Annotated in this window: 34 protein-coding genes and 1 pseudogene; 10 read left to right on the top strand and 25 right to left on the bottom strand. The window is 41.9% G+C overall.

The window, feature by feature from the left end:
• Nucleotides 1-5: 5 nt before the first annotated feature.
• Genes KSX81_RS02050 through KSX81_RS02070 form a run of 5 tightly spaced genes read right to left on the bottom strand, consistent with a single transcriptional unit; the run spans nt 6 to nt 1,553 of the window.
• Entirely contained in the window at nt 6-233 is a 228-nt protein-coding gene (locus tag KSX81_RS02050; RefSeq protein ID WP_007850536.1) for a hypothetical protein, read from the bottom strand.
• Nucleotides 227-478: a hypothetical protein gene (locus tag KSX81_RS02055; protein WP_007850539.1), complete on the bottom strand. Its 252-nt coding sequence runs from the start codon at nt 476-478 to the stop codon at nt 227-229. Before KSX81_RS02055 ends, KSX81_RS02050 begins: the two co-directional genes overlap by 7 nt.
• 11 nt (nt 479-489) lie before the next feature.
• Nucleotides 490-852 carry a hypothetical protein gene (locus KSX81_RS02060; RefSeq protein WP_007850542.1) on the bottom strand — a complete coding sequence of 121 codons (363 nt, stop codon included), beginning with the start codon at nt 850-852 and terminating at the stop codon, nt 490-492.
• A 51-nt stretch (nt 853-903) separates the two neighbouring features.
• Complete coding sequence (locus KSX81_RS02065) at nt 904-1,236, bottom strand: hypothetical protein (protein ID WP_007850545.1); 333 nt, start codon at nt 1,234-1,236, stop codon at nt 904-906.
• A 5-nt stretch (nt 1,237-1,241) separates the two neighbouring features.
• Nucleotides 1,242-1,553, bottom strand: coding sequence for a hypothetical protein (locus tag KSX81_RS02070; RefSeq protein WP_007850547.1), 312 nt, complete (start codon nt 1,551-1,553; stop codon nt 1,242-1,244).
• A gap of 69 nt (nt 1,554-1,622) precedes the next feature.
• Between KSX81_RS02070 and KSX81_RS02075 the strand changes: the two genes are divergently transcribed.
• Nucleotides 1,623-1,802 carry a hypothetical protein gene (locus tag KSX81_RS02075; RefSeq protein ID WP_057097647.1) on the top strand — a complete coding sequence of 60 codons (180 nt, stop codon included), beginning with the start codon at nt 1,623-1,625 and terminating at the stop codon, nt 1,800-1,802.
• Between the two features lie 153 nt (nt 1,803-1,955).
• Here the strand turns inward: KSX81_RS02075 and KSX81_RS02080 are convergent, their stop codons facing one another.
• Complete coding sequence (locus KSX81_RS02080; protein ID WP_007850550.1) at nt 1,956-2,402, bottom strand: hypothetical protein; 447 nt, start codon at nt 2,400-2,402, stop codon at nt 1,956-1,958.
• 24 nt (nt 2,403-2,426) lie between these two features.
• A complete protein-coding gene (locus tag KSX81_RS02085; protein ID WP_007850552.1) occupies nt 2,427-3,008 on the bottom strand; it encodes a hypothetical protein in 582 nt (193 codons plus the stop codon).
• Nucleotides 3,009-3,147: 139 nt separating this feature from the next.
• On the opposite strand from KSX81_RS02085, the gene KSX81_RS02090 reads away from it, so the two are divergent.
• Nucleotides 3,148-3,417: a hypothetical protein gene (locus tag KSX81_RS02090; RefSeq protein ID WP_007850554.1), complete on the top strand. Its 270-nt coding sequence runs from the start codon at nt 3,148-3,150 to the stop codon at nt 3,415-3,417.
• A 140-nt stretch (nt 3,418-3,557) separates the two neighbouring features.
• On the opposite strand, the gene KSX81_RS02095 is transcribed toward KSX81_RS02090, so the two are convergent.
• From KSX81_RS02095 to KSX81_RS02110, 4 genes are read right to left on the bottom strand one after another with little or no spacing between them, the layout of a single operon-like run.
• On the bottom strand, nt 3,558-4,823 hold the full coding sequence (locus KSX81_RS02095; RefSeq protein WP_007850556.1) for a PcfJ domain-containing protein: 1,266 nt from the start codon (nt 4,821-4,823) through the stop codon (nt 3,558-3,560).
• Entirely contained in the window at nt 4,820-5,260 is a 441-nt protein-coding gene (locus KSX81_RS02100) for a PcfK-like family protein (RefSeq protein ID WP_007850559.1), read from the bottom strand. The genes KSX81_RS02095 and KSX81_RS02100 overlap by 4 nt, the downstream gene beginning before the upstream one ends.
• Before the next feature lie 8 nt (nt 5,261-5,268).
• Nucleotides 5,269-5,460, bottom strand: coding sequence for a hypothetical protein (locus KSX81_RS02105; RefSeq protein ID WP_032943349.1), 192 nt, complete (start codon nt 5,458-5,460; stop codon nt 5,269-5,271).
• Nucleotides 5,461-5,464: 4 nt separating this feature from the next.
• A complete protein-coding gene (locus KSX81_RS02110) occupies nt 5,465-5,950 on the bottom strand; it encodes a hypothetical protein (protein WP_027200653.1) in 486 nt (161 codons plus the stop codon).
• 518 nt (nt 5,951-6,468) lie between these two features.
• On the opposite strand from KSX81_RS02110, the gene KSX81_RS02115 reads away from it, so the two are divergent.
• Both KSX81_RS02115 and KSX81_RS02120 read left to right on the top strand, forming a co-directional pair.
• Nucleotides 6,469-7,197, top strand: coding sequence for a type IV toxin-antitoxin system AbiEi family antitoxin domain-containing protein (locus tag KSX81_RS02115; protein WP_007850563.1), 729 nt, complete (start codon nt 6,469-6,471; stop codon nt 7,195-7,197).
• Nucleotides 7,194-8,258, top strand: coding sequence for a nucleotidyl transferase AbiEii/AbiGii toxin family protein (locus KSX81_RS02120; protein ID WP_007850565.1), 1,065 nt, complete (start codon nt 7,194-7,196; stop codon nt 8,256-8,258). Before KSX81_RS02115 ends, KSX81_RS02120 begins: the two co-directional genes overlap by 4 nt.
• Before the next feature lie 84 nt (nt 8,259-8,342).
• On the opposite strand, the gene KSX81_RS02125 is transcribed toward KSX81_RS02120, so the two are convergent.
• From KSX81_RS02125 to KSX81_RS02155, 7 genes are all read right to left on the bottom strand, one after another.
• A complete protein-coding gene (locus tag KSX81_RS02125) occupies nt 8,343-9,839 on the bottom strand; it encodes an OmpA family protein (RefSeq protein WP_032943311.1) in 1,497 nt (498 codons plus the stop codon).
• Between the two features lie 55 nt (nt 9,840-9,894).
• Entirely contained in the window at nt 9,895-11,346 is a 1,452-nt protein-coding gene (gene mobV, locus KSX81_RS02130) for a MobV family relaxase (RefSeq protein WP_007850570.1), read from the bottom strand.
• A gap of 231 nt (nt 11,347-11,577) precedes the next feature.
• Entirely contained in the window at nt 11,578-12,429 is an 852-nt protein-coding gene (locus tag KSX81_RS02135) for a hypothetical protein (protein ID WP_007850573.1), read from the bottom strand.
• Between the two features lie 84 nt (nt 12,430-12,513).
• The gene (locus KSX81_RS02140) at nt 12,514-13,008 is read right to left on the bottom strand and encodes a hypothetical protein (protein WP_007850579.1); all 495 of its coding nucleotides are present in this window, start codon (nt 13,006-13,008) and stop codon (nt 12,514-12,516) included.
• 20 nt (nt 13,009-13,028) lie between these two features.
• Nucleotides 13,029-13,409: a hypothetical protein gene (locus tag KSX81_RS02145; RefSeq protein ID WP_057097646.1), complete on the bottom strand. Its 381-nt coding sequence runs from the start codon at nt 13,407-13,409 to the stop codon at nt 13,029-13,031.
• Nucleotides 13,406-13,852: a hypothetical protein gene (locus KSX81_RS02150; protein WP_007850582.1), complete on the bottom strand. Its 447-nt coding sequence runs from the start codon at nt 13,850-13,852 to the stop codon at nt 13,406-13,408. Before KSX81_RS02150 ends, KSX81_RS02145 begins: the two co-directional genes overlap by 4 nt.
• A 29-nt stretch (nt 13,853-13,881) precedes the next feature.
• On the bottom strand, nt 13,882-14,976 hold the full coding sequence (locus tag KSX81_RS02155) for a hypothetical protein (RefSeq protein WP_007850583.1): 1,095 nt from the start codon (nt 14,974-14,976) through the stop codon (nt 13,882-13,884).
• Between the two features lie 240 nt (nt 14,977-15,216).
• Here KSX81_RS02155 and KSX81_RS02160 point away from each other — a divergent pair, with 240 nt between their 5' ends.
• From KSX81_RS02160 to KSX81_RS02175, 4 genes and pseudogenes are all read left to right on the top strand, one after another.
• Entirely contained in the window at nt 15,217-15,843 is a 627-nt protein-coding gene (locus tag KSX81_RS02160; protein ID WP_032943352.1) for a recombinase family protein, read from the top strand.
• A gap of 18 nt (nt 15,844-15,861) precedes the next feature.
• Nucleotides 15,862-17,652: a DUF262 domain-containing protein gene (locus KSX81_RS02165; protein ID WP_250698890.1), complete on the top strand. Its 1,791-nt coding sequence runs from the start codon at nt 15,862-15,864 to the stop codon at nt 17,650-17,652.
• Nucleotides 17,653-17,657: 5 nt separating this feature from the next.
• The gene (locus tag KSX81_RS02170; RefSeq protein ID WP_007850591.1) at nt 17,658-19,622 is read left to right on the top strand and encodes a DUF262 domain-containing protein; all 1,965 of its coding nucleotides are present in this window, start codon (nt 17,658-17,660) and stop codon (nt 19,620-19,622) included.
• Nucleotides 19,623-19,683: 61 nt separating this feature from the next.
• A pseudogene (locus tag KSX81_RS02175) lies at nt 19,684-20,082 on the top strand (FKBP-type peptidyl-prolyl cis-trans isomerase).
• 646 nt (nt 20,083-20,728) lie between these two features.
• Here the strand turns inward: KSX81_RS02175 and KSX81_RS02180 are convergent.
• A complete protein-coding gene (locus KSX81_RS02180; RefSeq protein ID WP_007850598.1) occupies nt 20,729-21,109 on the bottom strand; it encodes a single-stranded DNA-binding protein in 381 nt (126 codons plus the stop codon).
• Nucleotides 21,110-21,507: 398 nt separating this feature from the next.
• Here KSX81_RS02180 and KSX81_RS02185 point away from each other — a divergent pair, with 398 nt between their 5' ends.
• Complete coding sequence (locus tag KSX81_RS02185) at nt 21,508-21,750, top strand: hypothetical protein (protein WP_217725621.1); 243 nt, start codon at nt 21,508-21,510, stop codon at nt 21,748-21,750.
• Between the two features lie 172 nt (nt 21,751-21,922).
• Here the strand turns inward: KSX81_RS02185 and KSX81_RS02190 are convergent, their stop codons facing one another.
• The 5 genes from KSX81_RS02190 to KSX81_RS02210 all read right to left on the bottom strand — a co-directional run bounded on the left by KSX81_RS02190 (nt 21,923) and on the right by KSX81_RS02210 (nt 24,044).
• Complete coding sequence (locus KSX81_RS02190; protein WP_007850601.1) at nt 21,923-22,210, bottom strand: LPD28 domain-containing protein; 288 nt, start codon at nt 22,208-22,210, stop codon at nt 21,923-21,925.
• Between the two features lie 12 nt (nt 22,211-22,222).
• The gene (locus tag KSX81_RS02195) at nt 22,223-22,555 is read right to left on the bottom strand and encodes a hypothetical protein (RefSeq protein ID WP_032943355.1); all 333 of its coding nucleotides are present in this window, start codon (nt 22,553-22,555) and stop codon (nt 22,223-22,225) included.
• Between the two features lie 17 nt (nt 22,556-22,572).
• Nucleotides 22,573-22,752: a hypothetical protein gene (locus KSX81_RS02200; protein WP_007850605.1), complete on the bottom strand. Its 180-nt coding sequence runs from the start codon at nt 22,750-22,752 to the stop codon at nt 22,573-22,575.
• Nucleotides 22,753-22,772: 20 nt separating this feature from the next.
• Entirely contained in the window at nt 22,773-23,066 is a 294-nt protein-coding gene (locus tag KSX81_RS02205) for a hypothetical protein (RefSeq protein WP_008771327.1), read from the bottom strand.
• A 444-nt stretch (nt 23,067-23,510) separates the two neighbouring features.
• Complete coding sequence (locus tag KSX81_RS02210; RefSeq protein WP_007850608.1) at nt 23,511-24,044, bottom strand: helix-turn-helix domain-containing protein; 534 nt, start codon at nt 24,042-24,044, stop codon at nt 23,511-23,513.
• A 765-nt stretch (nt 24,045-24,809) separates the two neighbouring features.
• Here KSX81_RS02210 and KSX81_RS02215 point away from each other — a divergent pair.
• Entirely contained in the window at nt 24,810-25,652 is an 843-nt protein-coding gene (locus KSX81_RS02215; RefSeq protein WP_004320324.1) for a TrmH family RNA methyltransferase, read from the top strand.
• A 14-nt stretch (nt 25,653-25,666) separates the two neighbouring features.
• On the opposite strand, the gene KSX81_RS02220 is transcribed toward KSX81_RS02215, so the two are convergent.
• On the bottom strand, nt 25,667-26,143 hold the full coding sequence (locus KSX81_RS02220; RefSeq protein WP_004320325.1) for a low molecular weight phosphatase family protein: 477 nt from the start codon (nt 26,141-26,143) through the stop codon (nt 25,667-25,669).
• Nucleotides 26,144-26,152 lie beyond the last annotated feature (9 nt).

Below are 26,152 nucleotides of genomic sequence, written 5' to 3' on the forward strand. Positions count from 1 at the left end.
TGTATCTATTTTTCAATGTTTATTTTACCTGTCCTTACCAGTGTACCATTGCGGTAAAGCATGATTCCTCCGGGCTTGAACCCCATTTCTCCGAAGGCTATGTATTTGATATAATCCCGGTACTTCTCGCCTGAAAAGTTTTTACCGCACAAGTTGTTGAAAAACATGGGTATTGAAAACCCATCCTCTCCTGACAACACTGTTTTTCCGTTTTGTCTGATTTCGTCTAACATACCAATTTCCAATTTTCATCATCAATCGTAAGTTTGTTCATTTCCCAATCATACTCCACTTCCGGTGCATTGGTATAGGGAAAATTGATGGTGTAGCCGATTTGTCCGTAGGAACAATGAAGCGGTGTTACACATATTTCCCTGCCAAAATAAAGGCTCGGTGTGCAGTATTTCCGCCAATTAAAGCGGTCTGCAAGGATATTCCTGCAAAGTCTTCTGTAATATGATTTGTTCGATAAAGTCATAATTATGTGTATTAAAGAAATTCCATTTCAAATGCTTGTAGCAATTCGTATATCTGTTCTTCGGCATCTTCCATATCCGCTACAATATCCTTGATGTGATAAGGTGCGCCATTCTTGCCGTGTCCGTCATCGCCTATCCACAAATAGGCTTCATAATCGGGGTCAAAACCCTCGTAATACTCTTTTACATTGGCTATGAGGGAATCAATATCCTCGCCCTGCATATCGGCATTGAAGAGAAAATCCTGTCCGTACTTGGTATAGCGTTGAAACTCAAACAATACTCTTGTCTCGTTTTTGTCTTCAACGTTCACGCTCCAGCCTTTTTCTTGGGCAATGTCGGTTATTCTCTGTATCTGTTCTTCGGTAATCATCTTGTGAGGGGTTTGAAGTGGGGAAACTTTTTACATTTCCCCACACGTGGCTTAATCCGTTACTTGAAAATAATACTCCTGCTTCTCGTCCGACCATTCAGAGGTCATTTCGTCCGCTTCTCTCCATAGCTTGTCATAGAGAATGGCTCTTTGGTTGTCTCTCTCGTGCCACTGCCATATCTTGTGATTAAGTACAAGGCAGAGTTCCGTCCAATACTTGTAGTTGTCTTTCCATTCGGACTTGGCTCGCCTGTATGTGTCGGCTATGGCTTTGTCTCCGAATTTATCGGCAATGGAGAAGTCCTGCCAAAAGGTGGTTATCGGCTCGTAACCGTTCAACTCTGTTATGTTCCATCTTGGGATGGCGATTTGAAGTGCTTTCATAATCGTTATTGTTTATGGTTTTCGTAATACTCTTCGGGTAAATGATAGAGGTCGTTCTCTGCCAAATGGTCTATGGCTTCCGCTGCCAGACGGCACGCCCATTCGTTACGCTGGTCATATCTTCCCTTGTGCCAGTTCTCCGCCAACTGCTCCATAAAGTAGAACATCAGCTTGGCTTTTTCGTTTACCAAATAGCGGTGGTCATCCGCCAATGCCTTGCCCACCTTTCGGGGTGAAGCCATTTTTCCGTTTACATAGTTTGAGAACTCGTCCGCAAAGCGTTTGTCGTTCTCTGATAATTGATTGTTGTACTCCATTTCTAATGAATTTTGATGTTGAACATTTTTTCTTTTCCCTCTGGTCGGTTCTTTCCCGTCTGAACCGCCTTGGAATTTTATGGATGCGGTAAACGGCTGTCGGTACTGCTTCATGCGACGGCTTTCCCGGCCAATTACTCTTTCACGGAAAGGAAGAATTTGCAGGGAATGCACTTCAAGCCGGAGAATCAAGCGCGACAGCAGACCTTTGCATCTGATAAAACCAAGAGCGGTGTGGACGGAAGATGAGCCACGGCAGTTATACCTATAAAAGGAAGATGGCTTGGGCAAAATATAAAGGTTGAGATACAAAAGGAAGCTGCCAACGCAGTTTAGGCAACTCATAAAAACGGGTATCGTGCTTTTGTGAAACCACGTAAGCACGACACTCATTGATAAGAGCTAAAAAGATGAAGGCAGTAAATCACTCATCCTCTGTTCCGGCAAACCGCAAAAGCCCCGAATGATAGTATCTCCGTTTACGCCATCAAGTTTGCTGAACATCTGCAAGGAGTCAAATCCTCTGTCGAATTGCTCCTTGCTGACAGCAGGGGCAAAATGAATAACTCCACGTGGATAGCTTTTTGATACACCTATCCACCCACGCAAATAATCATCGAAATGTCCGTCCGCTTTTGACACATAGAACTCTTGCGAATGAGAACTGCAAATGTTCTTTCCGTACATCTCGTCTCCTAAAATCAGGATTCCGATTTTAGGATTGTACATAAAACGTCTGTTGGCTATTTGAAGAATATCTATGATTTCTTGTTTGATATTGATAACCATCAGGGGAGTCCCAATCTCTCTTTTTGTACGTTTGCCTATGCCGTAACCTTTCTTTTCCATACTCCTGTCTTTTATGCTCTCCGATTATGCCGATATTTGATATTCGTGAATAGAGCAGTATGCGTCTTCATTTTCTTCTTTCCATTGCTTGACAATCGCATTGACATCCTGACGGGATTTGACTTGTACTTCGCAAATATCCTCCAGCCAGTCATATACGCTTTCCAAGTCTTGAAAATACTCGGAATAGTATTCTTCCTCCGAAGTGCATACATCAACATAGTATCTGTCAGGAAAGTATTTGCCCTCATCATCATTCGTCCAATACTCACACATACCAGGTTCTTCCGACTGATAGAAATATCGCAGCGTGGGATATTTCTCACATACCATATCAAACATTTCATTGCAGGGAGACCACGCTGTTTCTGTATTGAATGTAAGCACCTCACCGTTGAATTTGAGGTTATCCCACGTTCCACGGCAATATATCTTTTCCCAACTTTCTCCGAGGGCTTCTACAAGACACCCTAACCACGTAGTTCCAAAACCATTTTGAACGGACGGCTTTTGTCGTTTTTCTAAATCTTTCATTAACTCATAGAGTTTTTTCAATTCTGTTGCGTTGCCCTCTATCGCATACGCAGTGCTGCACCAATTCGGCATAATCGTAAATTTTTATTGTTAGACTTGTTTTTGTTTCCCTCTGCTTGGAAGCCTTCCGACTTCGCCACCGGGATATGTTTTATGTGCGTTAAAGACTGCGTTACAAGGGAGATAAGACAAGTAAACAAACAGGGAGTTAATGAAATACCCAATTTCTGCCTGCCGGAAATTGAGGAAAGTTGTCGTTAAGTCCGGTGATTTGTTAGACGAAGCGATACTTGGCGTTCTCCCACAGCAGTACCTTTGCACCATAAAACAATCCGCGCGGCGTGGTGGTCGGCTCAAAGGAGAATACTCAAAAAACTATAATGGGTTGTTAGTAGGTAAAACAGATTTGACCTTTGAGTGGTGCTATAAACGGCACAAGTGGTTGTATAAATGGAAGAATTGCGTACATACTATATTTTAGCAGGTTACATCTACCACTTTGCGGTAGAATTAAAACAGTACATCGCTACGGCAATCAACGAGCAGCCGTAGCCGGATACATAAAAGCCACCTGCTACATTGTATATCGTAACAAGTGGCTGACGAAAAGAACAAAACAGATTATGCAGTCATACGCTTACGGATTTGCCGTGCGTTTTTCTGTACAAGTTGTATGATGCGGTCGTGGTATTCTGTGTTTTGGTTGCAAAGCCCTCTTGATTGCAGGACTTTGAAATTTTCAAGCGACAGTTCAACAGTCTCAATGCGTTTGTCATTTATCCGTGCAGAGAAAACCAAAGACTTGGGTTTGAGGTAGTATTCGCATTGTCCCACACAATGATGTAAAGCATTTCCCTCTTTGTAATAATCATCCACGCTCTCCAACACGCTGACCACAATCAGTCCGTCAGTGAATGACAATCCAAAGAATTTGCCTTTCAACTCTCTGAACTTCTCCTCATTCTCCTGCGCCTTTTTCTGCTCGGCTTCACGTTTCTCTCGCTCTTGGATAACCCTTAGCCTCTCTTGATAGCGGTCGTGCTCGGCTTTCAAATCCAATGGGCAGACATAATGGGCATTGCGAATATCCTTGCCACACCTTTCAAGCAAGCGGATGTAATCCACCCAAAGGGAAATGTCGGATATGTGATAATTGTTACGCATCACTATCTTATAAGTGTTCCAATACAAATCAAAATACATAGGGTGTTGCAGAAAATAGTTCAAATCCACCTTTCTCCCTGCCTTGAACATCGTTTCGGCTCTACTGTCCTGCAACAAGGCTTCAATCAGCTTCGTTGGCTCAATCTCCGACAAAGAACCTCTTAGTCCGTTGCGTCTTAACTTGGTTGTGGCAGAATAATAAGGATAAACCTTGCAGTCGGCAATCCGCCTGTAAACATTATTGTCGTTCCGCAGTTCTATATGATTGTCAAAGACAAAGCTGTCTATATAGTAGCCGAGTGTACGCCTTAATGCCGTTACTTCTGTCTTGCCATTATCATCAATCCAATAACGGACTACCTCCATTGAGTAAAAATCGGCTTTCTTGCCCTTGCGATAATGAGCCGTCAAAAGGAACACCCTCTGCACCTGTAAGCCGTCTTGGGTTGTCAGTATGGAGTAATAGGATTTGTCTTTATACTTACGCTGTAAGGTGTTGCGTATCTCCAACTTTGTATCGCAGCGAGGGCAACGGCAGGTCTTTTCTCTGGTCTCGCTCCATTGGTGTCCGCAATCCATACAGGTGGTCATACCGCTTTTGGTACGGAACGCATAATGATTTAAGCAATGGCGAAATGCCCATAACTCTTGCTTCTCGGTCAGTGGCAGTAACCGCTCATTGGCGGTTACTACCTTGTGCTGTAATCTCGTCTTGGCTCTCATAGTCCTAAATCAAATAGTGATGGTTGGGTAACTTCCTGTTTCGTTGCTTTCTGGGTTGGCTTGGGTCTGCTGTTACGTTGTTGTATCTTCCGCAGTTCCTCGTCTTGATAGGCTTTGAGTGCCTTTTCCCTCGCTTCGGCTTGCTCTTCGGGAGTAAGTTCTACCCTATGATTGACTATCACACCGCAGTTGACGGCTTTACCCACCTCTATATTGTCTTCATCATAATAGTGGGTACAGAGAGAATAAACCTCATTGTCGGTCATTCCACAACCGCCCTCTTTGCATATAGCCATTGCTTGGTTGAGTACAAATGTGATGCAATCGTCCAAATTCTTGTTCTCTTTGGCATACGACACGGCAAAGAGTTCATCCGTCTTGGCTCTCTCGTCCAAATATGCCTTTATGGTCTGCTTGAATTGTTCTGTTCCTTTCATATCGTCTGTTATTTTGCTTGATAATAAATACTTGGCTCACTTGAAACATTGTAGATGTATGCTCCGCACCTTACCAACAATGCCTGTTTACCATAATACAATCGCTTCATTCCTTTGACACTGCCTGTGTTATGGAAGTTGGGAAATCGGCTGATATTACAGCGTTCTCCCTGCTCTTTGGTCATTCTTCGTGTTCTCATAGCATTAGAAATGATAGTCAATCACTCCACCGATATACAGCAATGTTCCTGGCTCTAATTGGCTTACCACTCGCAGAAACTCGTAAGATTGTTCGGCAGCTCCGTTGATACACTGCTCGTCCATATAGAACTGATAGGCGGTATCAAGCGGATTTTTGAGGTACTTTTCAAGTTGGTACACCTCGCCAATCCAAAGAGTGCAGTTTTCTGTGGTAACGGCTTTCGCCTTTTCTTGCAAGGTTGCCACAAATTCCTCTTTCCATTTGTCCGCACCGCCATTGTAACAGATTGTATCATCTGAAACAAGCTCAAACATCCCTTTGGGCAGAATGTTGTTTATCAGATTATCAATGTGTGATTTACGCTCTTCCTCGTCAATCTCCGAGCAATAGTCATAATAGTGTCCGTCTCCTTGTTCAAGGGTGCAGTCGTTCAGGATGTTGTCTTTTAGAGGTCTCTCTTCTGTGATTTGAAAAATCTTGCTGTGCATAATCTGTCTGTTTTAATCGTTGAACTTTTGTTTTTTCTTTTCCCTTATTTTGAAGCCTTTATCGCTTTCTTGTCGGGATCTGAATTTTACGTGCATTCAGAGACTGTGGACTACAGAGGGATAAGACAAGTAAATGCCAGAGGAGTTGATGAAATACCCAATTTCAGCCTGCCGGAAATTGTGGAAAGTTGTCGTCAAGTCCACAAGGCATTAGTGGAGCCAATCGGAGAATCGGTACTTGGCGTTCCCTCGCCGCAGTACCTTTGCAAAGGAAAATGGAGCCGACAAGAATAGCCGGAGAAGCTCACAGTATTGTGATAATAGAAACAGGTATAATGGTCTGGTAGTAGGAATTATAAAACAGGATAAAATATAACAAAACGGCAAATTTGATGTATATTTGCCAAAATTGTTATAACATTCACAGCATTATCTTACTACAGTATAACAAAAATGGCAAACTACATTGTTATATGCCAAATTTGTTATAACTTTGCAGTATAATTAAAAAAGCAATAATGACTGCTGTAAATCAAATAATAGATATTGCTAAGAAACAAGATGGCATATTCACAAGAAAAGACTTGTTGAATGTGGTACGATCTGGTATGAAAAACATATCAGAAGGGTCTCTTGTTGTGCTTTTGAATAGGATGATTGCAGAAAACAAAATCATTAGGGTTTCATACGGGAAATATAAATTAAATGAAGATTTGAAGCATGAATTTTTGTATGAACCAAACGAATTTATGCTTTCACTCAACAAGCATATAAAAGAAAAATTTCCTTTCATCGACTATTGTATATGGCAACCGTCTGTATTTGCATCAATGATGCTACATGTACCTGCGGTAAGAACCACATTAGTAGATGTTGAAAGGGAAGCGATGGAATCTGTTTTTATGTCATTACAAAACGTCGAATCAGAAATCCCTATTTTCTTGAATCCGTCCCAAGAAGATGTGGACAGATACATTACAAATAGAGACTTAATTATTGTCCGCCCTCTTGTTAAAGAGGCTCCATTAGATGTTATAAATGGCTGTCCCGTTCCCACATTGGAGAAAATGCTTGTTGATGCCATATCTGACAAAGAACTACAACATCTTCAAGGCAATGAATTATATACTATATATTCAAACGCATTCTCTGACTATGCAATCAAAAAAACAAGGTTATTGAGATATGCGGCACGTCGCAACCGAAAACAAAAAGTTGAACAAATTATCAATACAATCAATATATGATACATCCCGATAGCAGGACTTTGTCTTGGATAGAACAAGTCGCCAAAGACAATAAGATAAAAGATATAACCCTCGTTGAGAAAACAATCCGTGCATTCTCATTGTTGGAAGCATTGGCTCGATCGGGTTGCCCATTTTTGTTCAAGGGAGGTTCGTCCTTAATGCTTCATCTTGATACAGGCAAACGACTTTCTATCGATATTGATATAATATGTCCTCCTGGAACAAGAATTGAAGATTATCTTGAAAAGTATTCCGAAGAATATGGCTTTGGAGAGGTCAAATTGGTAGAGCGTATCTCTCGTACCGATATTCCGAAACAACACGCCAAATTCTTTTACCAAGTGGCATATCCGGCAGGAGGACGTCAGGATAAGATTTTGTTGGATGTATTATTCGAGGAAATTCATTATGCAAATGTAGTGGAACTTCCTATTCAAAGCCGGTTGTTAAAAACAGAGGGAGACCCCATAATTGTAAAGTTACCAAGTAAAGAGGATTTGCTTGGCGATAAATTAACTGCATTTGCTCCTCACACGACCGGGATTCCTTTTTTCAAAGGAGAAAAGAATTGCTCAATGGAAATATGCAAACAACTATTTGACATTGCATCTCTTTTCGATATTGTCAATGACTTGTCCATTACAACAGAGACATTCAATAAGTTTGCGATGGTTGAACTTCAATACAGAGGTGAGAGTCCTGATGCAATTCAAAAAGTTTTGGATGATATTTATGATACGGCTAAATGTATCGTAATGCGTGGACAAGATAATCAAGAAGAGTTTGACATGATTCAAGATGGAATAAAAAAAGTGCGTGGCTTTATTCATAGTGAAGTCTATACTTTGGAAAGTGCTATCACAAATGCTTCAAAAGCCGCCTATCTCGCTAAACTTATCGGCAAAGGAATACACGAGGTAAAACATTATAATCCGTCCGAAGCGAATTTATTAATCAACACAACGATACAACCTCCATTATCAACTAAGTTGAACAAATTTAAGAAGACAAATGCAGAAGCGTTCTTCTATTGGAGTGAAATACAAAAGTTAGGATAATGCACTTTATAATGCAGGAGAGCCGATCCATCACGGACAGGCTCTCCCAATTCAAATCATGAAGCAAAAAGTATCTTTTGTGTTCTATTTCATATAAAGCAATACTTTGGTATGTCGATTGGCTTCGGTAGGATTGTAATCTGAGATTCCTCCCTTGCCGACCTTGGTAATCACATCAACTGCCAGTCCTCGCTTAACCAATTCTGTGGTAATATAATCGGCTCTCGATATGCTTAACCTGTCGTTTACATCGGCAGCCCCTGTGGCTGCATCAGCCGCACCTACAACAGTAACCGACAATCCGTATTTCTTTGCGACACGTGCCAGTTCATCAAGATTGACCGACTGTGACTTGTCTGTCAACTTCGCTGTGCCGAGTTCAAAGAAGAAATAAACGGGAGAACCGATGCACTCGTTGCCGGAGTTTATAAAGGACAGATAATCCGAGTGGTTATAGGTGGCAATGCTGTCTCCGCCCATATTTGTCAATTCCTGAGCTTTGGCAAGATTGTCCGATTGGACTTCATTTGAATTTCCACTATCATCTACATTCACATTGGCAATTCCGGAACAAACCGCAAGGCTGTCATTGGACAAAGGCGACTTGCCATCCCAACGCCTGTTCTTCAACCTTGCCCTGAGCGAGTTCAGTCCGCTGTAATCATTTTTAGGATAACCACTGCTTAAATTTTCATGGTCTTCAAACAGCCGGCTGTACTTTTCAAGCAATCCTTCAATATCCAAAATTTTCTTCAGTTCATTCAAGGTACGCATATCCCTGTCGTGTTGACCAATGTACCTGCGGTTGCTTTCCGACAACTCCGAAGCATATTCCACTAACCACTCGTTTTGCCGAATATAAGGAGTCGCATCAACGGTTCGTTTCCACCCGACCTTTCCAATCGTGAAAGACAGTCCGGCAGAAACGGAGAGCATATTGTCCCCGAAGCGGTTGGCTTCCCCATATCCGTCAAAGTTTTGGAAAGTGGAAGCATTGCCAATCTCCAGCAATGCTGCCAGCCGTTTGCAGATGCGGTATTGCCCTTGTATGCCATAAGAAATGGCAAATGGTTTCTGACCGTTCTGAGGATTATACATCATTCCAAGGCCAACGTATGGAACAATGCCCCAACGTGGATTTTCTTTCTTTGCATACAGTCCGCCAAGGACATTATACATCAGGTCGGCGTGGAAATGATGATAGTCATTGGCAGTAAGGTTGCAGTCCTTGAACCGCCAACCTCCATACCCGATTCTTGCCCCGATCTGTGGAGTGAACCATTTGCCGACTGATGCGGATAACGATGGTTGTACCCGGTCAAACAAATCAGCACAGCCAATCGGTCTGCCGATGAAAGCACTTGCACCACCTTGCAGACTGACAAACCAGTTGCCGTTCCATGGTGAAGTTACCAGCACTCCCTTGTGATAAGTCGGCTCTGCGGTTTGAAACATCAGTTCCTTCTCCATATAGGATTCATAGTGTACACTATCCTGTGGGACAGGTTGTACATTCGCCTTCGCTTGCAGTGTGCAGCACATTCCTGCCATTGCCATTACAAATACTATTTTATTTCTCATACGTTTTCTGTTATTATAGATTTCACATCCGATGCAGGAAACTACCTCCTGCCGATTATCGTTTCTGCTTTTTGCCGGAAGCCGGACACATCATCTTGCTTGCCATCATCATACACCGTCTTGCCCAGGCCCGGTTGTCCTCGTCATCGTCCCGTCCCCATTTAAGGTCACTGGAGCTTCCACCACCGCCATGCGTTTCGGCAAAAGTAGTGGCATCATTGACCATTCCGAGAAACAGAAGCGTGGCGCAGTGCATCACTTCCGATCCTTGTTCCGTCAGGCTTTGCAGTAATGAACCGTCAAATCGGGACTGTTCGGAAAGTCCCATTTCTCCCAATCGTGCCGAGTGCTCCCTGACCAATGTTTCCAACATTACATCTTTGAGCAGCACATCCACGTTGGAATGGATTTCACGGATGTACTTATAGGCTTCGCCTTTCAACTCCTCCGTGCGCTCGCCAATGGCATCCATGTCCCTTTTAAGGGCTTCAAGTTGTTGGTCAGCCGTCCGTAGCTTATCCTGCTTGTCTTCCAGTTTCGTTTGGATAGAAGCCAGTTCCTTTTCCAACCGATCCCTCTCTGCTATAATGGCAGCCGTATCTCCCTGATGGGATTGAAGGGTGCGCTCCAATGCCGACAACTGGTATTCCTTTTCCGCTTTCGCCTTTCTGAGGTTGTCCACCATTGAGGTCAAGCCTTTTACCCTGCGTTCTGCCAGACTGATTTCCACTTTTAAGTCGGACAGTGCTTTTTTATGTTGGACAACCTGTTCTTCGATATTGGTACATTCTTCCGAAAGGTGTCGGCGGTACTCTTCGGTGGTGCGGTGTTTTGCGCCGGTCTCGGATATACTGCTACCACGTGACATTCCCCAACGCTTGTTCACTTCTGAGAAGTCGCTATGTAACTGCTTCATCCGTGCGCTGAACTCGTACTTGTCCTTTCCTGCAAAAATCTGCTTGTATGCAAACTTGCCGTCACGGATTGGCAACAAGGTACAATGCGCATGGGGATTCAGTTCATCCATGTGTACGATAAAAGCTGCAATGTTCTCCTCTCCATATTTGCCACAAACGAATGAATAGACGTCCTTGGCCCATTCTTCAATATCCTTGCACCTCTCGACATGGGAATTGTCCGCTCCCTTATCAAAATTTACAATCTGACTGCCGAAAGCTATTTCGTGCATACGTTCACGTGAACCTCCGAAAATAAAATTGACCACCGTGCGGAAACGTGGCTCTGCCAAACCTGCATTTGGGTCTTTGATTCCTCTCGCCAACAAATTATCGGACATTCTTTCCGGGATGCTCCGTGTCTTATCTATAGGGCAGACCTTACCTGCCCTTATCTCAAAATTCAAATGTTCTCTTGTCGGATCATAGTTCCCGACCGACACGGCACGCTCCCAGCCTTTTTCCGTCCACCTGCGTTGGTGTTCGTTGCTTTGTGCTGTGGTTATGCCTTTTGATGGTCGGAAATCCATCACCTGCTTTGCATTTGCCATATTCTCTTTTCTGTTTTTCGGACATCCTGTTTGCCCCAGCTTGCTGCTTGTCCGGGCACCTCTCCCGATAGCTTTATGCTATTGGGGTATTAGGCTACCCTTACTTCCCTCTGTTTGGTCACCGTGCAAGCACTGCTGCACGCTTGGAATGGCAAGCCTATAAGCGTAGGGTATCACGGCTTGTCCGTGGTTATACAATCTGGTAGAAACTTACAACAACTGTTGTAAAGCCTATAAAAGGTCCGAATCGTCTTCCCGGCACTTCGCCCATAGAGCCTTGAACGGTTCTTTGAGCGTGGCAAGGATCTCTATCTCATCGGAACTTGCGCCCGTTACCTCACTTTCACCGTCGAGGATTATCTTGGCGGTCATCTTGGATGCAGCCAAAAGAGAAGACCAGTCATCCCCCAGCTCGAAGTGGAAGAAATCGATAAAAGCGGTCGGGTTGTCGAAGCGTGAGTTTCGTATGGTTCGCTTCAGTCCGGCAACGGCTATGCGCTGAACCAATGTCCGGGTAAGTTCATCTGCTGATTTGTCCTTTGAAGACGTTTGGCTTCCAGAGCCACCAACAGGAGAATTGTCGGCAATCTCTTTCAACCGACTTACGTAGTATTGTTCACATATATCACCCATCTGTGAGTCTGTCAAATTGCCGGTTATCCATTTGGATAGAGCGGCATCAAACTCATCGGCAGGTCGAATCTCCGCTTGACCATTATAAGTGGTAGTAGAATTGCCAATGCCGGTTTTGTTGAACACCATTGTAATGACCACACTCTTGGCAAAGCGTGTACGATATATATGCCCCATATCCTCCAACTTGTCGAGGAATGTCCTGACGGTAGCCCTGTGCCAATGCCATTCCGATGCAAGGTCGGAAATGGTCACATGGCATTGGTCAGCCTGCAACACGTATTCGTGATTCTTGAGGAAAGGGACTACGAATCCTGCCACACACTTTTCCAACAGGTCGTGGTAGGCACCGGTCTTCGTCTTTCTTTCTCCGACTTTCTCTTTGAGGAAGTCGAAGAGTTCCATATCCGCCAATATCTGATTGGCACATCTATTCTTGTCTTTCGTCATTTCGGTCGTTTTTTAATTTGACTATCTGTGGATTCGAGTCCACTGCCACTATCCACTTATTCATGGCAGCATTGCGTGATGATGTCAATAGTAGTATTCGGACAATGTTCTGGGATTCTTACACCATTGTTTCTTGGTTTCTTCATCTTCCCATTTTGACAGCACGTTACAAGAGGGATAGAACATGGCAGCCAAAAGAAGAAAGCCAAGCGTAACGGCTGTGGTGTGCAGATGCGGTACTGCACAAATTGCCAATGCGAGCAGTGCCGCCAGAAAGAAACGCTTCTGTTCCTCGTGAAGTCCGGCCAACCATTTGTCCGCACGTTTGAACGGGAACAGAATGGCACACAGGATGGTAGATACCAGGATGCCCCATTCTCCGAAATGTCCGCCTGCATAGATATAGTGATACAGGAGAATAAGTATGAGCATACAGCGCACATAGAGTTTGCGTGCGTTCCCGCTTGCCGTCATCCTTAAATAGAACTTTGCCATAAAAAGGCGGTTGCTTCTGTACAATGACAAGGGCAATGCAATGAGCAATGCCGGGAAAATAAATTCAATGATAATCCAAATCATAATAAATGGGTATTGTATAATCAACGTTGTTTGTATAATGGAAATTCTGACAGTTCCAGTTTGAGCAAACCGTATGTGGCAAGCTCCACAATGGCATTGACATCTTTGGCTTCCATATAGAACGCTCCCTTTTTCAGGCGGGCCTTGACTTCGGGATTCCGCTTGCGATACACTGCCAGTGCCCTGTCCAGTTCGTATTCGGATATGCTCCATTTCGTGCCGCGCTCATAGCCATTGTGTTTATAGATTGCCCGAAGACGAATGGTGCGGAATGTACATAGAAGTGCCCCGCTACGCTTGAAGATGATACGTGGCGCATAACTGCGACTGCCATCCAAGGCAATCCAACTCTTGTGCATATCTATAAGATAAAGCATTTGCAGGTATATCGTCCGTCTCATATAAACTCCGCGAGCAATTCTTCCTTATTTTTGCGATATTTGAAGTAACCGCCCTGTTCGTGGAGTTTCAGGTCAAGACAGATGTCTGAACACATGAACTCTAAGGAATCATAGATGGTCACATCAATGCGGTCAACCTTGCCGGTATCTGTTACTCTTGCATTCATCTTGAACATCTGCCCGAAAGTAGGATTGGAGTAGGCACAAGTACTGCTGCCGAAGTTGGTAGCCCCTGTCTGAATATGGTGGTAAAGGATTATCAGCTCCATGTCATCTTCCAACATATCCATTACTTCTTCCAGATCGTATTGTTCCGCAAGCGGAAAAGAGAGCAGGACATAATCGTCATAGAACTGCGGTTGCTCCATCGTGGTAACATCCAATAGTTGCGGAAGCTGGAGCGGCACGAAGGAGAGAAAGTCATTGTAAAAGAGTTGTAGCATATCGTTGTAGTTTTTATTTGTTTCTGTTTTTAAATGGAAGTGATCATGGTTTTGATAAACAATTCCGGCAAAGTTTCCCATTGGTCATTGTCAGTACCGATAATCTTGTTTAGTCTGGCTATCATAGAGGGCATCTGTTCTGCCACACCATGCAATGACACCCTTTCCTTATCGGACAGCACAGCCATACTGAAATCGTCCAATGCTATGTAGGGTTGCAACAGCATCCACACATACGCACGTGCCTGTGCATCCGTCTTGACCTTGTCTTGGTTGATGTCATTCCTGCAAACCAACGCATTGAAGACGATTCTTCGGTCGGTACGTTTGGCGAAATATATCAGGGCATCCCGGTAAGAGAACTTGCCGTCCTCTGCCGACTGAAACACCGAAAGGCAACATTGCTCCGTGTCGCCTGTAATGGCAGAAAGGTCGGCATCTGCAAGTTCCGGAAGATGGGCAAGGAATGAACGGAACAGCCTGTCTTCTTCTCTTATAAAGTCAAGCATCTCATCTTTGCTGTTTATTCCGGATTTTAGAGTTTGGGCAAGAAAGGTCTTATAAACAGATACGATATTCTTTGTCGTTTTTCGGTAAAGCGGTATCGAATTCAACGAGTCGAAGAACGGTTCTGCTGTCGCAACCGCTTGTGCCAGTTCCGCATCTTGCCTGTATGGGGAAGTCCGTTCCTTGATGAGCAATACATCCTTGAATGTTTTTGGGGTTGAATTAGCCAGGCGTATGAACTCCGTTTGTAAGGAATCGTGCAACATTTGTATGGTGGTTTCATACTTTGCGTGGATATGGTCTGCCGTGTCTTTGGCGATACGGACAAAGACTGAATCCCGAAGTGCCTGCCAACCGTTGACAGCCTCTATCAAATGTTCGGTCGAAAGGGTTTCCATACTACGCATATCGGACAAATAGGTTCTGTAAGCATTGACAGCACTTTCACTTGTCTGAAACATACTGTCATCCGTATTTTTTCCGCACGATGCCAATATAAAGATGGCAAAACATACGGCAATACCTTTGGCAAGAACGGATTGCTTTTTTAAGTATGATATAACATCAACACCTTTGATTTTTCTCTCTGATTTCACTTTGAATAAGCCTTTGCACATACGATTATTATTGATTTATGGCTGCAAAGGTAAGTATAAAAGTTTGTATAATAATACTTAATAATCAAACTTTAATATACTTTCCTTTTCATACTTACGAGTATGATGGGCAAAACAAACAAGAGCAAAACAAATGAAAATACAGAGTATAATTATTGCAAATTATTTTCGTAAGTATGATTTTATTCAGATTAAACTTTGTACCTTTGCAGTTGGTATCATTTAGCATTGAACATCAGTATGGCAAAAGTAGGTTACATATTCAAGGCAGCCGGTTATGACGGCTTCGACACTGACAAGGAGTGGATGGAGCAATACGGCTGTGTACAAGTGATAGAGGAAGAGAACGGACACGAGAAACTGCGCCCTCAATGGAAACAGCTGATGGCAAGTCTGGAGCGTGGGGACGAGTTGGTTGTCTCAAAATTCAGTAATGCCCTGCGTGGCTCCCGTGAGCTGGCGACATTCATCGAGTTCTGCCGGGTAAAGGTGGTTCGGATTGTCTCCATTCACGACAAGATTGACAGCCGTGGGGATTTGTTTCCGGAAACAAAAGCCTCCGATGTACTGGAGATGTTCGGTTCTTTGCCGGAGGAATGTGCCATGCTACGCAAGGCTTCAGCCCACATCATCCATCTGAAACAGAATATCAACCAGCCGACCAAAGAGAAAAGTCTTAGCAGGGCGGAGCGTGAAAAGACAATAGTGGCGATGTACAATAACGGGCATTCCATTGATGACATCTGGAAAGTGAGCGGATTCAACAGTCGCAGTTCGGTGTTCCGCATTCTCAATAAATATGGTGTTTCACTCAATCGAGGCAAGTTCAGCGGGCCGCTTGGAAAACGTAAACCGAAAGAGGAATAAGTTATATTAATGAGAATTATGGAGTATTTAAAAATTACTGATAGCTTAAAAAAGGAAATTGAGCCCAAGCTAAAGGATTACTTTCTTGGAAGATACTACAAGACTGAAACAAATCATTATCACGACAATCGTTTCATCCAATTGGAGACCATCCTCCACGATATCGATATACATTACGAATACTATCAAGGATACGTTGAATTACACCTCGAAGGAAAATTCAGCGGTTATGAATATAATACTATTTGGAGAGAGTTAGTTGAAGAATCTTATCAGCATCAAGAGCTAAGTTGGCATAGATGGGGAAATCGTAATAGAGGCCGGTGTAGAATCAATATTTCTATTCAGTCTGCAGACGATATCATCAAATGCTTTGAGAAAATATCTAAAATATTCGACCCTGTGTTATCTCCTTTATCAGCAGAGCATGGAGACGCAGAAGTCATAATGCAGCAAATGGAAAATTTAGAGATTCTTCCACCTGCCGATAGCATGCAAGTAGAAAAGCTTACTTACGGCATTCTAAAAATTAAAGAATTACCTTTCAATAACTTCATAATTCCAGAATATCAACGTCCATATAAATGGGGTGTAAAGAATGTCAATCAATTAATCAATGATCTTTTGTATTTCAAGGATAGCGAAGAATATAGACTTGGTACTCTTGTTCTTCATGAGAACAATATAGTGGATGGTCAACAACGTATAGTCACTCTTTCTTTGATTTTGTACGAACTTTTCAACAAAAAAGAAATAAGGATCAAGAATCCTTATCAAGAAGTACAAGATAGAATTAAAACATTTTGGAAACGTACTGAATTTACAAACGAGCATTCAATTGGACATGTGAGAGAAAACCTTATAGCTATTGAAGATAGATTGGATGATTTGGATGATAATTTTTTAGATTTTCTTTTAAGCAAATGTCAGTTTGTTGTAGTTCGCCTACCAGAAATATCTGAAGCTTTCCAATTTTTTGATTCTCAAAATGCAAGAGGAAAAGACTTGGAGCCACATGATCTATTGAAAGCTTTTCATCTTAGAGAAATCAAAAGACTCTCCGAGAAAGACAGTGATAACATCACAAAATGGCAGGATCTTGATCCACAAAGATTAGTCGAATTGTTCTTGACTTTATATAGAGTCAAAAGATGGGCCAAAAATAACAGTGGAAAGGAATTTACAAAAGACAATATTGACGCTTTTAAGGGTATATCTTTAGAAGATAAACGATATCCTTTTTATATGCAGCAAATTATATGTCATTTTTTCTCATCGTTTTATGCCAATGAACCATCTAGAAATATCGACCAGTCAAAAATGGAGTTTCCTTTCCAGATAGATCAAATATGTATTAACGGGAGCCGGTTTTTTGATATGATTCGTTACTACGATGCCATGTATAATAAAATCATAGACGAAAATGAATACAAAAATTATGACTCAACAGAAGATGAAAAATCAGCATATAAAATCGTTCGAATGTTAAACAATTATTCTAACAGGAATCGTACTGGTGATATTTATGTCCGGCAGTTATTTAATTGCCTGTTGATTTATTATGTTGATAGATTTGGTTTCGCTGAAATAAATAAGGTAGTGAGAAAAATCTTTAGATATGTGTATCAAATTCGCCTAATACACTACAGTGTTCAGCTCCCAACTATAGACAATAGTGCCACTAACGGCATTATGTTCAAAACTATTCGTGATGCTCAATCCCCATATGAAATTATAAATCTCATGACCCCGCAAATCGAATCATTAGCTTCAAATGCAGATTCTCAAATCAAACAACTCTATTTCTGATTATTATGAACGATATACAAGAACTCACCATAAAAGAATTGCTGAGCAGCAATGAATATCGCATACCTATTTATCAAAGGAACTATGCCTGGGGGGTAGGCGAAACAACTCAACTTATTCAGGATATAGCAGATTATGCGAAAGATTCACCAGCTAATAACTATTACATAGGAAACCTTATTGTATTCCCAAGGCATAAGGACAATAGTTTGTATTTCGAGACAATTGATGGACAACAGAGAACGACAACCATAACAATACTCTTATGTGCACTAAAACACAATTATTCAAAATATGACTTAGCATGGTATTCTAAGGTAAATCTCTCTTTTGACCATAGAGAAAAATCCAACCTCACGTTATTTGCATTGCACAGTAACCCCGAAGCTATCAATTATAGCGTTGTTAATGCAAATATTATGGCAGTGTATAACAAAGCGTGGAGCATTGTTTACAAAATTTGTCAGGACAAAGAAATTTCCGTTTCAAGTTTTATTGATTATCTACTTAATAAGGTAATCATTCTTCGTATAAGTGTTCCAAAAGACACAAACCTTAATCATTATTTCGAGATAATGAACTCCAGGGGAGAGCAGCTTGAACAACACGAAATTGTGAAAGCACAACTTATGGCTCCAATTAAAGAAGATCAGTCTGCTATGGCCGCTTTTAATCTGATTTGGGAAGCCTGTTCAAATATGGATAGATATGTTCAGCTGAATTTCTCCAAAACCACAAGAGAGCAAATATTTGACAATAATGGCACTGAAAGCATTAAAATCACATTCAAAGATTTAGCTGCATTATACAGTAAAAATTCTGTGCTTGGTAATGAAAAGAATCATTCTTTAATGCGGTTATTCGTAGATGCTGCTAACAACACACCTTATAGTAAGCCATGGGAAGACGGCACCGACAAAGACCAATCAGAAGCTTACCATTCATTGATTACTTTTTCCAACTTTCTTCTCCATGCCCTAAAAATAATCCGTCCAGACAATAAAGAAGTTGTGTTGGATGACAAAAGATTGACGAAGATTTTCAAAAGCGTGGTTAAAAGCGAAAGAGACGCTGCTAGTTTCAGCATAGAGTTTATTATGAAACTCCTTGATATACGTTTTCTCTTTGACAGATACATCATTAAAAGAAAACAAGATAAATGGAGTCTGAAGAAATTGTCGCCACAAAAAGCAGATAAAGATAAATACTATTACAAAGATACCTTCTCACAAACTGAATCCGAAGATGATAGGTCTGGACAAAACCGTAATATAGTTACACTCCTATCCATGTTTCATGTGTCAGCACCGACTCAGGTATATAAGCACTGGATGAATGCCAGCTTATACTATGTCTATAATCATAGGAATACAAACGCTTCTGAATATGCTGAATATCTATGGAATTTGTCAAAAGCATATATGTTAGATAGATATTTAGCAGTCCCTGAAAAAAAGGTCCCATTTGAGACTATTATATTCAAGAATAATGGAAAGAGTGTAAACCACAGCAAAGACATTTTATGGTCAAATATCAATATAGACGAGTATCCACAAAAAGGAGAACATGTAGAGAATTTCGTATTTAACTTTTACGACTACCTATTGTTGAGAGAGACTAATGATGCAGACTTTGAGTTTTCATACAGAACTTCTGTTGAACATTTCTACCCACAACATCCAACGGATAAAGAACCAATGGATTTTAACCATCTACATAGTTTTGGAAATTTGTGTCTTGTCAGCAGGGGTATGAATTCAAAATTCACCAATAATCTTCCAGGAGCAAAATATGAAAACTTTGGTGATGCCAAAGCTATGAAGACCTATAGTCTCAAATTAAAATCTATGATGAATACTATTAAGAAAGGAGAACGGTGGGACGAAACGAAAATAGTACAAGAAGAACAAGACATAAAAGAGTTGATTAGTAAAGCTCTGTCATCAAACGAACCTTTTAATGCCTTGTAAATTCATGTATAATTAACTTTAGTCGAATTTTATAGATTTATCAATTGAGTTTGGCAAAGAAATGAGCAAAAAAGAATACATACAAGCCAATAAGGATTGGCTGGAAGCGAAAGCCAAATAAGAGGGAGTAAAGCCACTCCCGAAAGGTATCTATTACAAAGTCATCAGTGAGGGGAAGAACGATGACAAGCATCCTACACCACGCAGTATCGTCACCGCCCACTATATCGGGTGGACTATAAACGGAAAGAAATTTGACAGCAGTCGGGGCGGCACTCCGATTGCCTTCCGTCTGAACGAACTGATTGAGGGTTGGATTGTGGCCATGCAACAGATGTACATAGGAGATAAATGGGAGATATACATTCCTGCAGAAATGGGATATGGCAAGTTCTCGCAACCAGGCATCCCGGGTGGTTCAACCTTGATATTCGAGATTGAATTGTTTGGTATTGCATAGTAGCATTAAGAGATCGAACAACTCAGCCTATCACATTGATATTTAGTTAAATACATTTGTTTTTCTTATGATTTTTTCGTACTTTTACAAGTAGCAAGAACAAAAATATAACAGCAGTATGGGAGAAACAATTATTGTATTATTGGCTTTCTGGGTATTCATTAAAATAGTAAAGGCTCTTCTCGTTGGATGGGGTAAAAGCGACTACCGAAGAGACAGATAGTAAGTTTTGGGATAGCTTTCAACCGATGCCAGTCCAACAGTGTCGGTAGCGAGAGGGGGACTGATAAGCAATTACATTTTCCCTCTTGTCATAAATCTTCCAAGCATATTCGGGTGGGCAGTAAGCGAGTTTCTTCTGTAAGCCCGATAATCAACAAAATGTTTTGACTACCGGGATAAAACGAAGTCTTGGAGCGGTTGGCAAATCTTTTTGTATCGATCGTTTCCGTCGGAGAGTCTTGCGAGAGTGGAGCAACGTGTAACATTGCACAACCGAACAAGTCTCTTCAGAAAGAATAGAAGAAGCCGCTTACGGGAAGGGTGAAAAAGTATAAGGGCGCAACCATTAGAATATAACAGGCAAATCTACGAAGCAAAAACAAAAGCGACCGAAGCCGCTTTGTTCTTTAAGGCGAGGCAGGAATTACTTCTTGCCTTTTTTAGTTTTCTTCTCAGGCTCTGCCGGAGCTTCCTCCTTGTCAGGCGTTGGATAGAACTTGTTGGCGACCATGACGATGCGATTATGTTTTACGCCGTCTTTGTCGGTCCACTCTTCGGGTTTGAAATAGCCCTCCACGGTCAGCAGAACGCCCTTGATTATCTGGGTGAGCGAATCGGTGCTGGTGTTGTTACGCCAGGCTTCCACGTTGATGAAAGCGGAAACACGCTTTGTTTCCTCTCCATTCTTCTCCTGACGACTTACTGCCAATGAGAAGCGTGCCACGCTTGCATTTGCAAACTGACGGATTTCTGCGTCCTTACCTACGAATCCTGATACTGCGAAATTGTTCTCAATCTGTTTCATATTACAATGCTTTAAGTTGTTATTAAAATTATTTTTACGCTGCCAACATAAGTGAGTGCAGTATAGGGTTGCGACAAGGATAGCAATCAAATACGCTTTATTTTTGTCAGCGCAAGCCGCCAAAACCACAGGCTCGATAAAGGAAGATTTGTGAAGCTACGCCATTGACCAAGGCTCTTTAGCCGTGCCCGGCTACATACTAACTTTGCAACGGAAAAATGTATGATAACACGACCAAAAGCGGTTGTGAAACGGGTTGATGAAAACAAATGGGCAAGGCTTCGTGAGTGGACAGCATCCGTCCGTAAATGCAAGTTTGAATAAACGCTCCGGCTGTAAGTCCAAAAGAAAAAGAAGAAGTATGATCGGAGAGGAACGAGTATTGCCACCAAAAGTGGATGCTGGACAATGCCTGCATTTATGTCGTAAGCCAACCAAGAGCATTCTGCCGTGGAGTGTGCCGCCCCGAAGAACAGACCGACTTGACGAACAGTCGAAAACCGCATCAGAATAGTCGCCTTCTACTTCAACGACCGACAAGACAAGGATGCCCAAAAGGGAAAGAAAAGCAGAAGTCCCGCTATCGCCGGACAAAGCTGCCTTGGTCGCCATTGGCGAAGTATGAACTGTCGTATCTATAAAAGGTGTATTGCCGGCTTCATCGGAATAATGCTAATTTACAAAAGGTAGTCAGGCTTGTTTCTACAAGCCCGGATTATAAAAGTCGATAGCCATTTATGGCATATTGGTCAATAACAGAAATGGCAACATAGAGAAACATTCTCCGTGCTGCCATTCGCCTGAAGCCTGTCATCATTCCAGATATGACCAGTCGGCTATCTCCAGTTCCTGTCCACAAGGAAAATTGTCGATGGGGTCGCAAATGAACGTACCGCAGAAATTGACCACCACGCAACCGTTCTTCAATGAGGCAGGTTCCGTCCAATCATCGTCCGTATGCCGAATGTGATACCATAGTTTACCTTTGGGCAATGTGTTGGTATCTATCCGTAGGTCTATAAATTCGCCCTCAATGGTCTTGCCATTAGCCAAAGTCAGAAGCATTGGTGTTTTACTTTCTTGTCTATAATCGTACAGCATAATATTTTTATTTTAATCGGTTATTTCAATGATTTCATCAATCCTGCCACAAAGGAATGCCCTCAATGAGGTTTTATCAACGGCATAGTATTCTGCAATATGCCCATATTGCTTGACAAAGAAACGTTTCAGCACATCCGAAAAGTCAAAGCGGTAGCCCATAAGTGGAACTGACCTTTTGAAATAGGTATTGCTGTTCACGCTGTTTGTCAGCCAATTCTTCTGCTGTCGGCACATAGGAACACCATCATTTAGTTGTTGTCTCAACTGATAGACCTTGCTGTCTTGCAGGGTTGAAAGTTCGGGAATATTCCAATCCACAAACCTTGTCGCTATCGGTGTCATCATAAAGCAATCCTCCATTAGTCATAGATTAACACTTCATCCCGGTATTCCACCACCTCCTTGCCGTTGGTGAGCCTTACCACTATCTCGTTGCCGTAGTCTCCCATGACTTCACCCTCTGTATGCCCCTTGTAAGGAGTCAGTAACGTGCATAAGCACCCGATAATGTCCGTATCTTGTTCGTCCTCGTAATACATAATCAGTGAGTTTTTAAGGGTTATCGGTATGACCATTCTCCATTAGAGAACACTTGGAAGTTCACATACTCGTTACATAGTTCGTGTGTCAGCACTCGAATGTAGATTTTGTCTTTGTCCTCCAAAAGAGAAATCATCTTGTTTATCTCTTTTTCGGGATAGTCCCATTTTGACGAAAACTCGCCCTCGATACTGTCTTCCGACCTGTCGAGGTAACAGTCACAAAATGTGTCTTCCAAAAAATTCTCCACCTTATCAAGGTCTTTCTCATTCTCCGTACTTGCGTAGAAGATGTTAGTCGCATAATTTGCCATAATCGCTTTTGATTTGATTTATTACTTTTCCCTCTGTTAGCATCAGCTACTTTCGGGTTTGATTAAAATTATGTCGCTTTGCAAGGTGTCCCGGCTCTTCCAGCAAGGCTTCATTGGCAAAATACTACCTCAGTTAAAAACCGAGTGTGGAGATTTTGGCAAGAACCGACAGGCTTGACCTTGCGAAGAAGAAAGACAGGACATATACCTTCGCGACACAATTCTTATTCAACCAGCCCGAAAGTGATGTGGAAAAGAGAATTTACTTTCTTTACAACAGTTCAATTGGAACGATATAACAGTCCCATAAATACATTCTTACAAAAGGGGAAATTATAAAAGGAAGTGCAGCGTGCAACCTAAAAAATATAAGAGGAAGCTGTCACTCAAAACAGCTTTACACAGCATATTGCGAGAACACACTGTGTAAAAACCATTCAAAAATCATCTTAACTGATACTTCTGTCGTATCTCCATTGCAAGTTGTTTGTTTCGGCTTTTAACATCTGAATCCACAACTGTGGTTCTTATACGTGTATCTCCGACATTTGATTGTTGCTTACGCCTCATGCAAAAAGCTGTTGCCTCTGCTTCAATCTGTTGTTTGGATTTATATGGATATTTCTTTATCCAATCCACTAAATCTTGGCGGTGAATGTATATCATCTTGCCGGCTGGCTTGTAAAATGGTATCTGACGAGAGGAGGTCATCTTATACACACTGCCCTTACTTATTTGCAGATACTCTGCCGCTTCGCTAATAGTCAGCATTTCTTTTTCATCCTCTATTTTGTTCTTAATTACATTGACCGCATCTTGAACAAGTGCTTCAACATCTGACTTCAAAACAAAATTACACGATATGCTGTTCCAAAAATGAGAAAGGATATTTTGTATATCATTTGCCAATGTTACACCCTCACTCCTATTGTTACCCTCTCTATTAACTAAAATGTCTGAAACTGATGTATATTCCATAACTCTGCTGTTTTTGAATGTTTTTTTATTCCCTCCGTTTGAAGTATTTAGCTTCGCCGGACTATTCATTGATTTTATGTGCAATCCATCACTGCAAATAGCAGCAATAATGCAAGAAAAACAGACTGTAAATCAATGAAATACCAAAATCTATGATTTGTGGAAAGCTGTTATTGATTTACAGTCTGTTTAGGATACGATTCTTGCCATTTGCGAAGGCAGTAACTTTGCACAGGAAAATCAGACATAGTCCGGCGACAATACATTGTCGTTGTGGCATAAATCTGTGGAAATACGCAAAAATGTTCTGTAAAGTACACTTCTAAGAAAAAGTTTATTGCTGGCGAAAAGAAAAAATCCATTTTATTTTGGTATGCCGAAAAAGTGGTTTAGTTTAGAACTTGATTAGATATACAAAAACCAAACTAAACTTATTTATGAAGGCTTTTCAGAAATAATACAGGACTCAGTCATGAAAACGAGGGACAGCAAGGGACAAAACGAAAGATGGCGAGGGACAAATTGTGTCCCCCACATTTCAGTGTCATTTTCTGAAAGGGTTTTATTGTTTTTCTTTCTTTTGGTATGCGAAATTTTGTCCCCCGTTTGTCCCCCGAAAATATCATTCAAAAATTTCCCCATTGATACACAGTGATTTACACAATACAAATATCGTTTGCGTGGGCAAATAAACATTCTGCATCGGTAAGTAAGAAGCGCATACTATCATTGCTGCAATAAAATAGATCGTTTAAAGAAATCACTATGCCCATTATAGAAATATCATCCTTAACAGACTCCGGAGTAGAAATATTCAGTACCCTCACCGAAGCTCAATTACGGAATCGTATCGAGCCTGATAAGGGATTGCTTATTGCAGAAAGCCCCAAAGTTATCCATGTAGCTCTGAATGCTGGTTATGAGCCTTTAGCCCTCTTGTGTGAACAGAAGCATATCACTGGTGATGCCGCTGGCATCATTGAACGTTGTGGTGATATACCTGTCTATACCGGTGAAAGAAAGTTACTTGCCACATTGACCGGATATACACTGACGCGCGGTGTCCTCTGCGCCATGCGTCGTCGAGCACTACCAAGTGCAGAGGAGGTGTGTCGGAAAGCTCGACGGATCGTAGTCATTGAGGGCGTGGTAGACGCTACTAATATCGGAGCCATCTTCCGTTCCGCAGCCGCCTTGGGAATAGATGCTATATTATTAACACGCAATTCTTGTGATCCATTAAACCGACGTGCAGTCAGGGTTTCGATGGGTTCTGTCTTCCTGATACCATGGACTTGGTTGGACAGTTCTCCCAATGAGTTGCGTAAACAGGGTTTCCGTACAGTCGCTATGGCACTCACGGAGAAATCAATCTCTATCGATAATCCTATCTTAGCAACCGAACCCAAGTTAGCCATCGTAATGGGAACAGAGGGGGATGGTCTTCAAAACGAAACAATCAATGAGGCGGACTATGTAGTCCGCATTCCTATGGCAAACGGTGTCGATTCTCTCAATGTAGCCGCCGCATCCGCTATTGCTTTCTGGCAACTTCGCGTTCAAAATGACACAGATCTGCCACCATCACCGGATGATGTACATATATGATTTTACTTATATTCCTACTCACATCTACAATACGTATTTGCGCCACAAGAACAGCGAGGTAACAACTTTTCCATCAATTCACTTCGAAAGAACTCATACAGTTCTTTATGCATGATGTCATATAGTGCCCTAACCCGTTCTTCCTGCTCATCTTCTACATGAATTCCTCCCTGAAAGGGATCTGTAAAGTTGAAAGAAACGTATTTTCTCACTACCCCCTGCATTTCCTTTTGCACTTCCTCCGCTTCCGAACAAAGGGTAATGACATAATCCCACGTCTGTTGGGCATACGTCGCAACGTCACAGGGCTTTCTACGCGAAAAGTCATATCCATTTTGTTCCATCACTTGGCAAACAACGTCAGGGACAGAATTTCCAGCCAAAATACCGGCAGTACTAATCTTCATCCCTCTACCGAAGGAGTTCAAAATTTCCTGTGCCATACGACTGCGGCACATATCATTATTACTTACTATCAGTATATTCTTCATACAAAAATT

This window comes from Bacteroides sp. MSK.18.37, from assembly GCF_019129155.2.
In the GTDB taxonomy this organism is placed as follows: domain Bacteria; phylum Bacteroidota; class Bacteroidia; order Bacteroidales; family Bacteroidaceae; genus Bacteroides; species Bacteroides ovatus.

Excerpts from the sequence above, each read along its gene's own strand:
- KSX81_RS02110 (WP_027200653.1), bottom strand. The coding sequence starts at position 5,950 with ATGCACAGCAAGATTTTTCAAATCACAGAAGAGAGACCTCTAAAAGAC.
- KSX81_RS02205 (WP_008771327.1), bottom strand. The coding sequence starts at position 23,066 with ATGGCAAATTATGCGACTAACATCTTCTACGCAAGTACGGAGAATGAG.
- KSX81_RS02215 (WP_004320324.1), top strand. The coding sequence starts at position 24,810 with ATGCCCATTATAGAAATATCATCCTTAACAGACTCCGGAGTAGAAATA.
- KSX81_RS02080 (WP_007850550.1), bottom strand. The coding sequence starts at position 2,402 with ATGGAAAAGAAAGGTTACGGCATAGGCAAACGTACAAAAAGAGAGATT.
- KSX81_RS02095 (WP_007850556.1), bottom strand. The coding sequence starts at position 4,823 with ATGAGAGCCAAGACGAGATTACAGCACAAGGTAGTAACCGCCAATGAG.
- KSX81_RS02180 (WP_007850598.1), bottom strand. The coding sequence starts at position 21,109 with ATGAAACAGATTGAGAACAATTTCGCAGTATCAGGATTCGTAGGTAAG.
- mobV (WP_007850570.1), bottom strand. The coding sequence starts at position 11,346 with ATGGCAAATGCAAAGCAGGTGATGGATTTCCGACCATCAAAAGGCATA.
- KSX81_RS02220 (WP_004320325.1), bottom strand. The coding sequence starts at position 26,143 with ATGAAGAATATACTGATAGTAAGTAATAATGATATGTGCCGCAGTCGT.
- KSX81_RS02090 (WP_007850554.1), top strand. The coding sequence starts at position 3,148 with ATGAAATACCCAATTTCTGCCTGCCGGAAATTGAGGAAAGTTGTCGTT.
- KSX81_RS02055 (WP_007850539.1), bottom strand. The coding sequence starts at position 478 with ATGACTTTATCGAACAAATCATATTACAGAAGACTTTGCAGGAATATC.
- KSX81_RS02185 (WP_217725621.1), top strand. The coding sequence starts at position 21,508 with ATGCTGGACAATGCCTGCATTTATGTCGTAAGCCAACCAAGAGCATTC.
- KSX81_RS02085 (WP_007850552.1), bottom strand. The coding sequence starts at position 3,008 with ATGCCGAATTGGTGCAGCACTGCGTATGCGATAGAGGGCAACGCAACA.
- KSX81_RS02135 (WP_007850573.1), bottom strand. The coding sequence starts at position 12,429 with ATGACGAAAGACAAGAATAGATGTGCCAATCAGATATTGGCGGATATG.
- KSX81_RS02210 (WP_007850608.1), bottom strand. The coding sequence starts at position 24,044 with ATGGAATATACATCAGTTTCAGACATTTTAGTTAATAGAGAGGGTAAC.
- KSX81_RS02155 (WP_007850583.1), bottom strand. The coding sequence starts at position 14,976 with ATGTGCAAAGGCTTATTCAAAGTGAAATCAGAGAGAAAAATCAAAGGT.
- KSX81_RS02050 (WP_007850536.1), bottom strand. The coding sequence starts at position 233 with ATGTTAGACGAAATCAGACAAAACGGAAAAACAGTGTTGTCAGGAGAG.
- KSX81_RS02140 (WP_007850579.1), bottom strand. The coding sequence starts at position 13,008 with ATGATTTGGATTATCATTGAATTTATTTTCCCGGCATTGCTCATTGCA.
- KSX81_RS02060 (WP_007850542.1), bottom strand. The coding sequence starts at position 852 with ATGATTACCGAAGAACAGATACAGAGAATAACCGACATTGCCCAAGAA.
- KSX81_RS02125 (WP_032943311.1), bottom strand. The coding sequence starts at position 9,839 with ATGAGAAATAAAATAGTATTTGTAATGGCAATGGCAGGAATGTGCTGC.
- KSX81_RS02150 (WP_007850582.1), bottom strand. The coding sequence starts at position 13,852 with ATGCTACAACTCTTTTACAATGACTTTCTCTCCTTCGTGCCGCTCCAG.
- KSX81_RS02105 (WP_032943349.1), bottom strand. The coding sequence starts at position 5,460 with ATGAGAACACGAAGAATGACCAAAGAGCAGGGAGAACGCTGTAATATC.
- KSX81_RS02160 (WP_032943352.1), top strand. The coding sequence starts at position 15,217 with ATGGCAAAAGTAGGTTACATATTCAAGGCAGCCGGTTATGACGGCTTC.
- KSX81_RS02165 (WP_250698890.1), top strand. The coding sequence starts at position 15,862 with ATGGAGTATTTAAAAATTACTGATAGCTTAAAAAAGGAAATTGAGCCC.
- KSX81_RS02145 (WP_057097646.1), bottom strand. The coding sequence starts at position 13,409 with ATGAGACGGACGATATACCTGCAAATGCTTTATCTTATAGATATGCAC.
- KSX81_RS02100 (WP_007850559.1), bottom strand. The coding sequence starts at position 5,260 with ATGAAAGGAACAGAACAATTCAAGCAGACCATAAAGGCATATTTGGAC.
- KSX81_RS02170 (WP_007850591.1), top strand. The coding sequence starts at position 17,658 with ATGAACGATATACAAGAACTCACCATAAAAGAATTGCTGAGCAGCAAT.
- KSX81_RS02195 (WP_032943355.1), bottom strand. The coding sequence starts at position 22,555 with ATGACACCGATAGCGACAAGGTTTGTGGATTGGAATATTCCCGAACTT.
- KSX81_RS02190 (WP_007850601.1), bottom strand. The coding sequence starts at position 22,210 with ATGCTGTACGATTATAGACAAGAAAGTAAAACACCAATGCTTCTGACT.
- KSX81_RS02120 (WP_007850565.1), top strand. The coding sequence starts at position 7,194 with ATGATACATCCCGATAGCAGGACTTTGTCTTGGATAGAACAAGTCGCC.
- KSX81_RS02200 (WP_007850605.1), bottom strand. The coding sequence starts at position 22,752 with ATGTATTACGAGGACGAACAAGATACGGACATTATCGGGTGCTTATGC.
- KSX81_RS02115 (WP_007850563.1), top strand. The coding sequence starts at position 6,469 with ATGACTGCTGTAAATCAAATAATAGATATTGCTAAGAAACAAGATGGC.
- KSX81_RS02070 (WP_007850547.1), bottom strand. The coding sequence starts at position 1,553 with ATGGAGTACAACAATCAATTATCAGAGAACGACAAACGCTTTGCGGAC.
- KSX81_RS02065 (WP_007850545.1), bottom strand. The coding sequence starts at position 1,236 with ATGAAAGCACTTCAAATCGCCATCCCAAGATGGAACATAACAGAGTTG.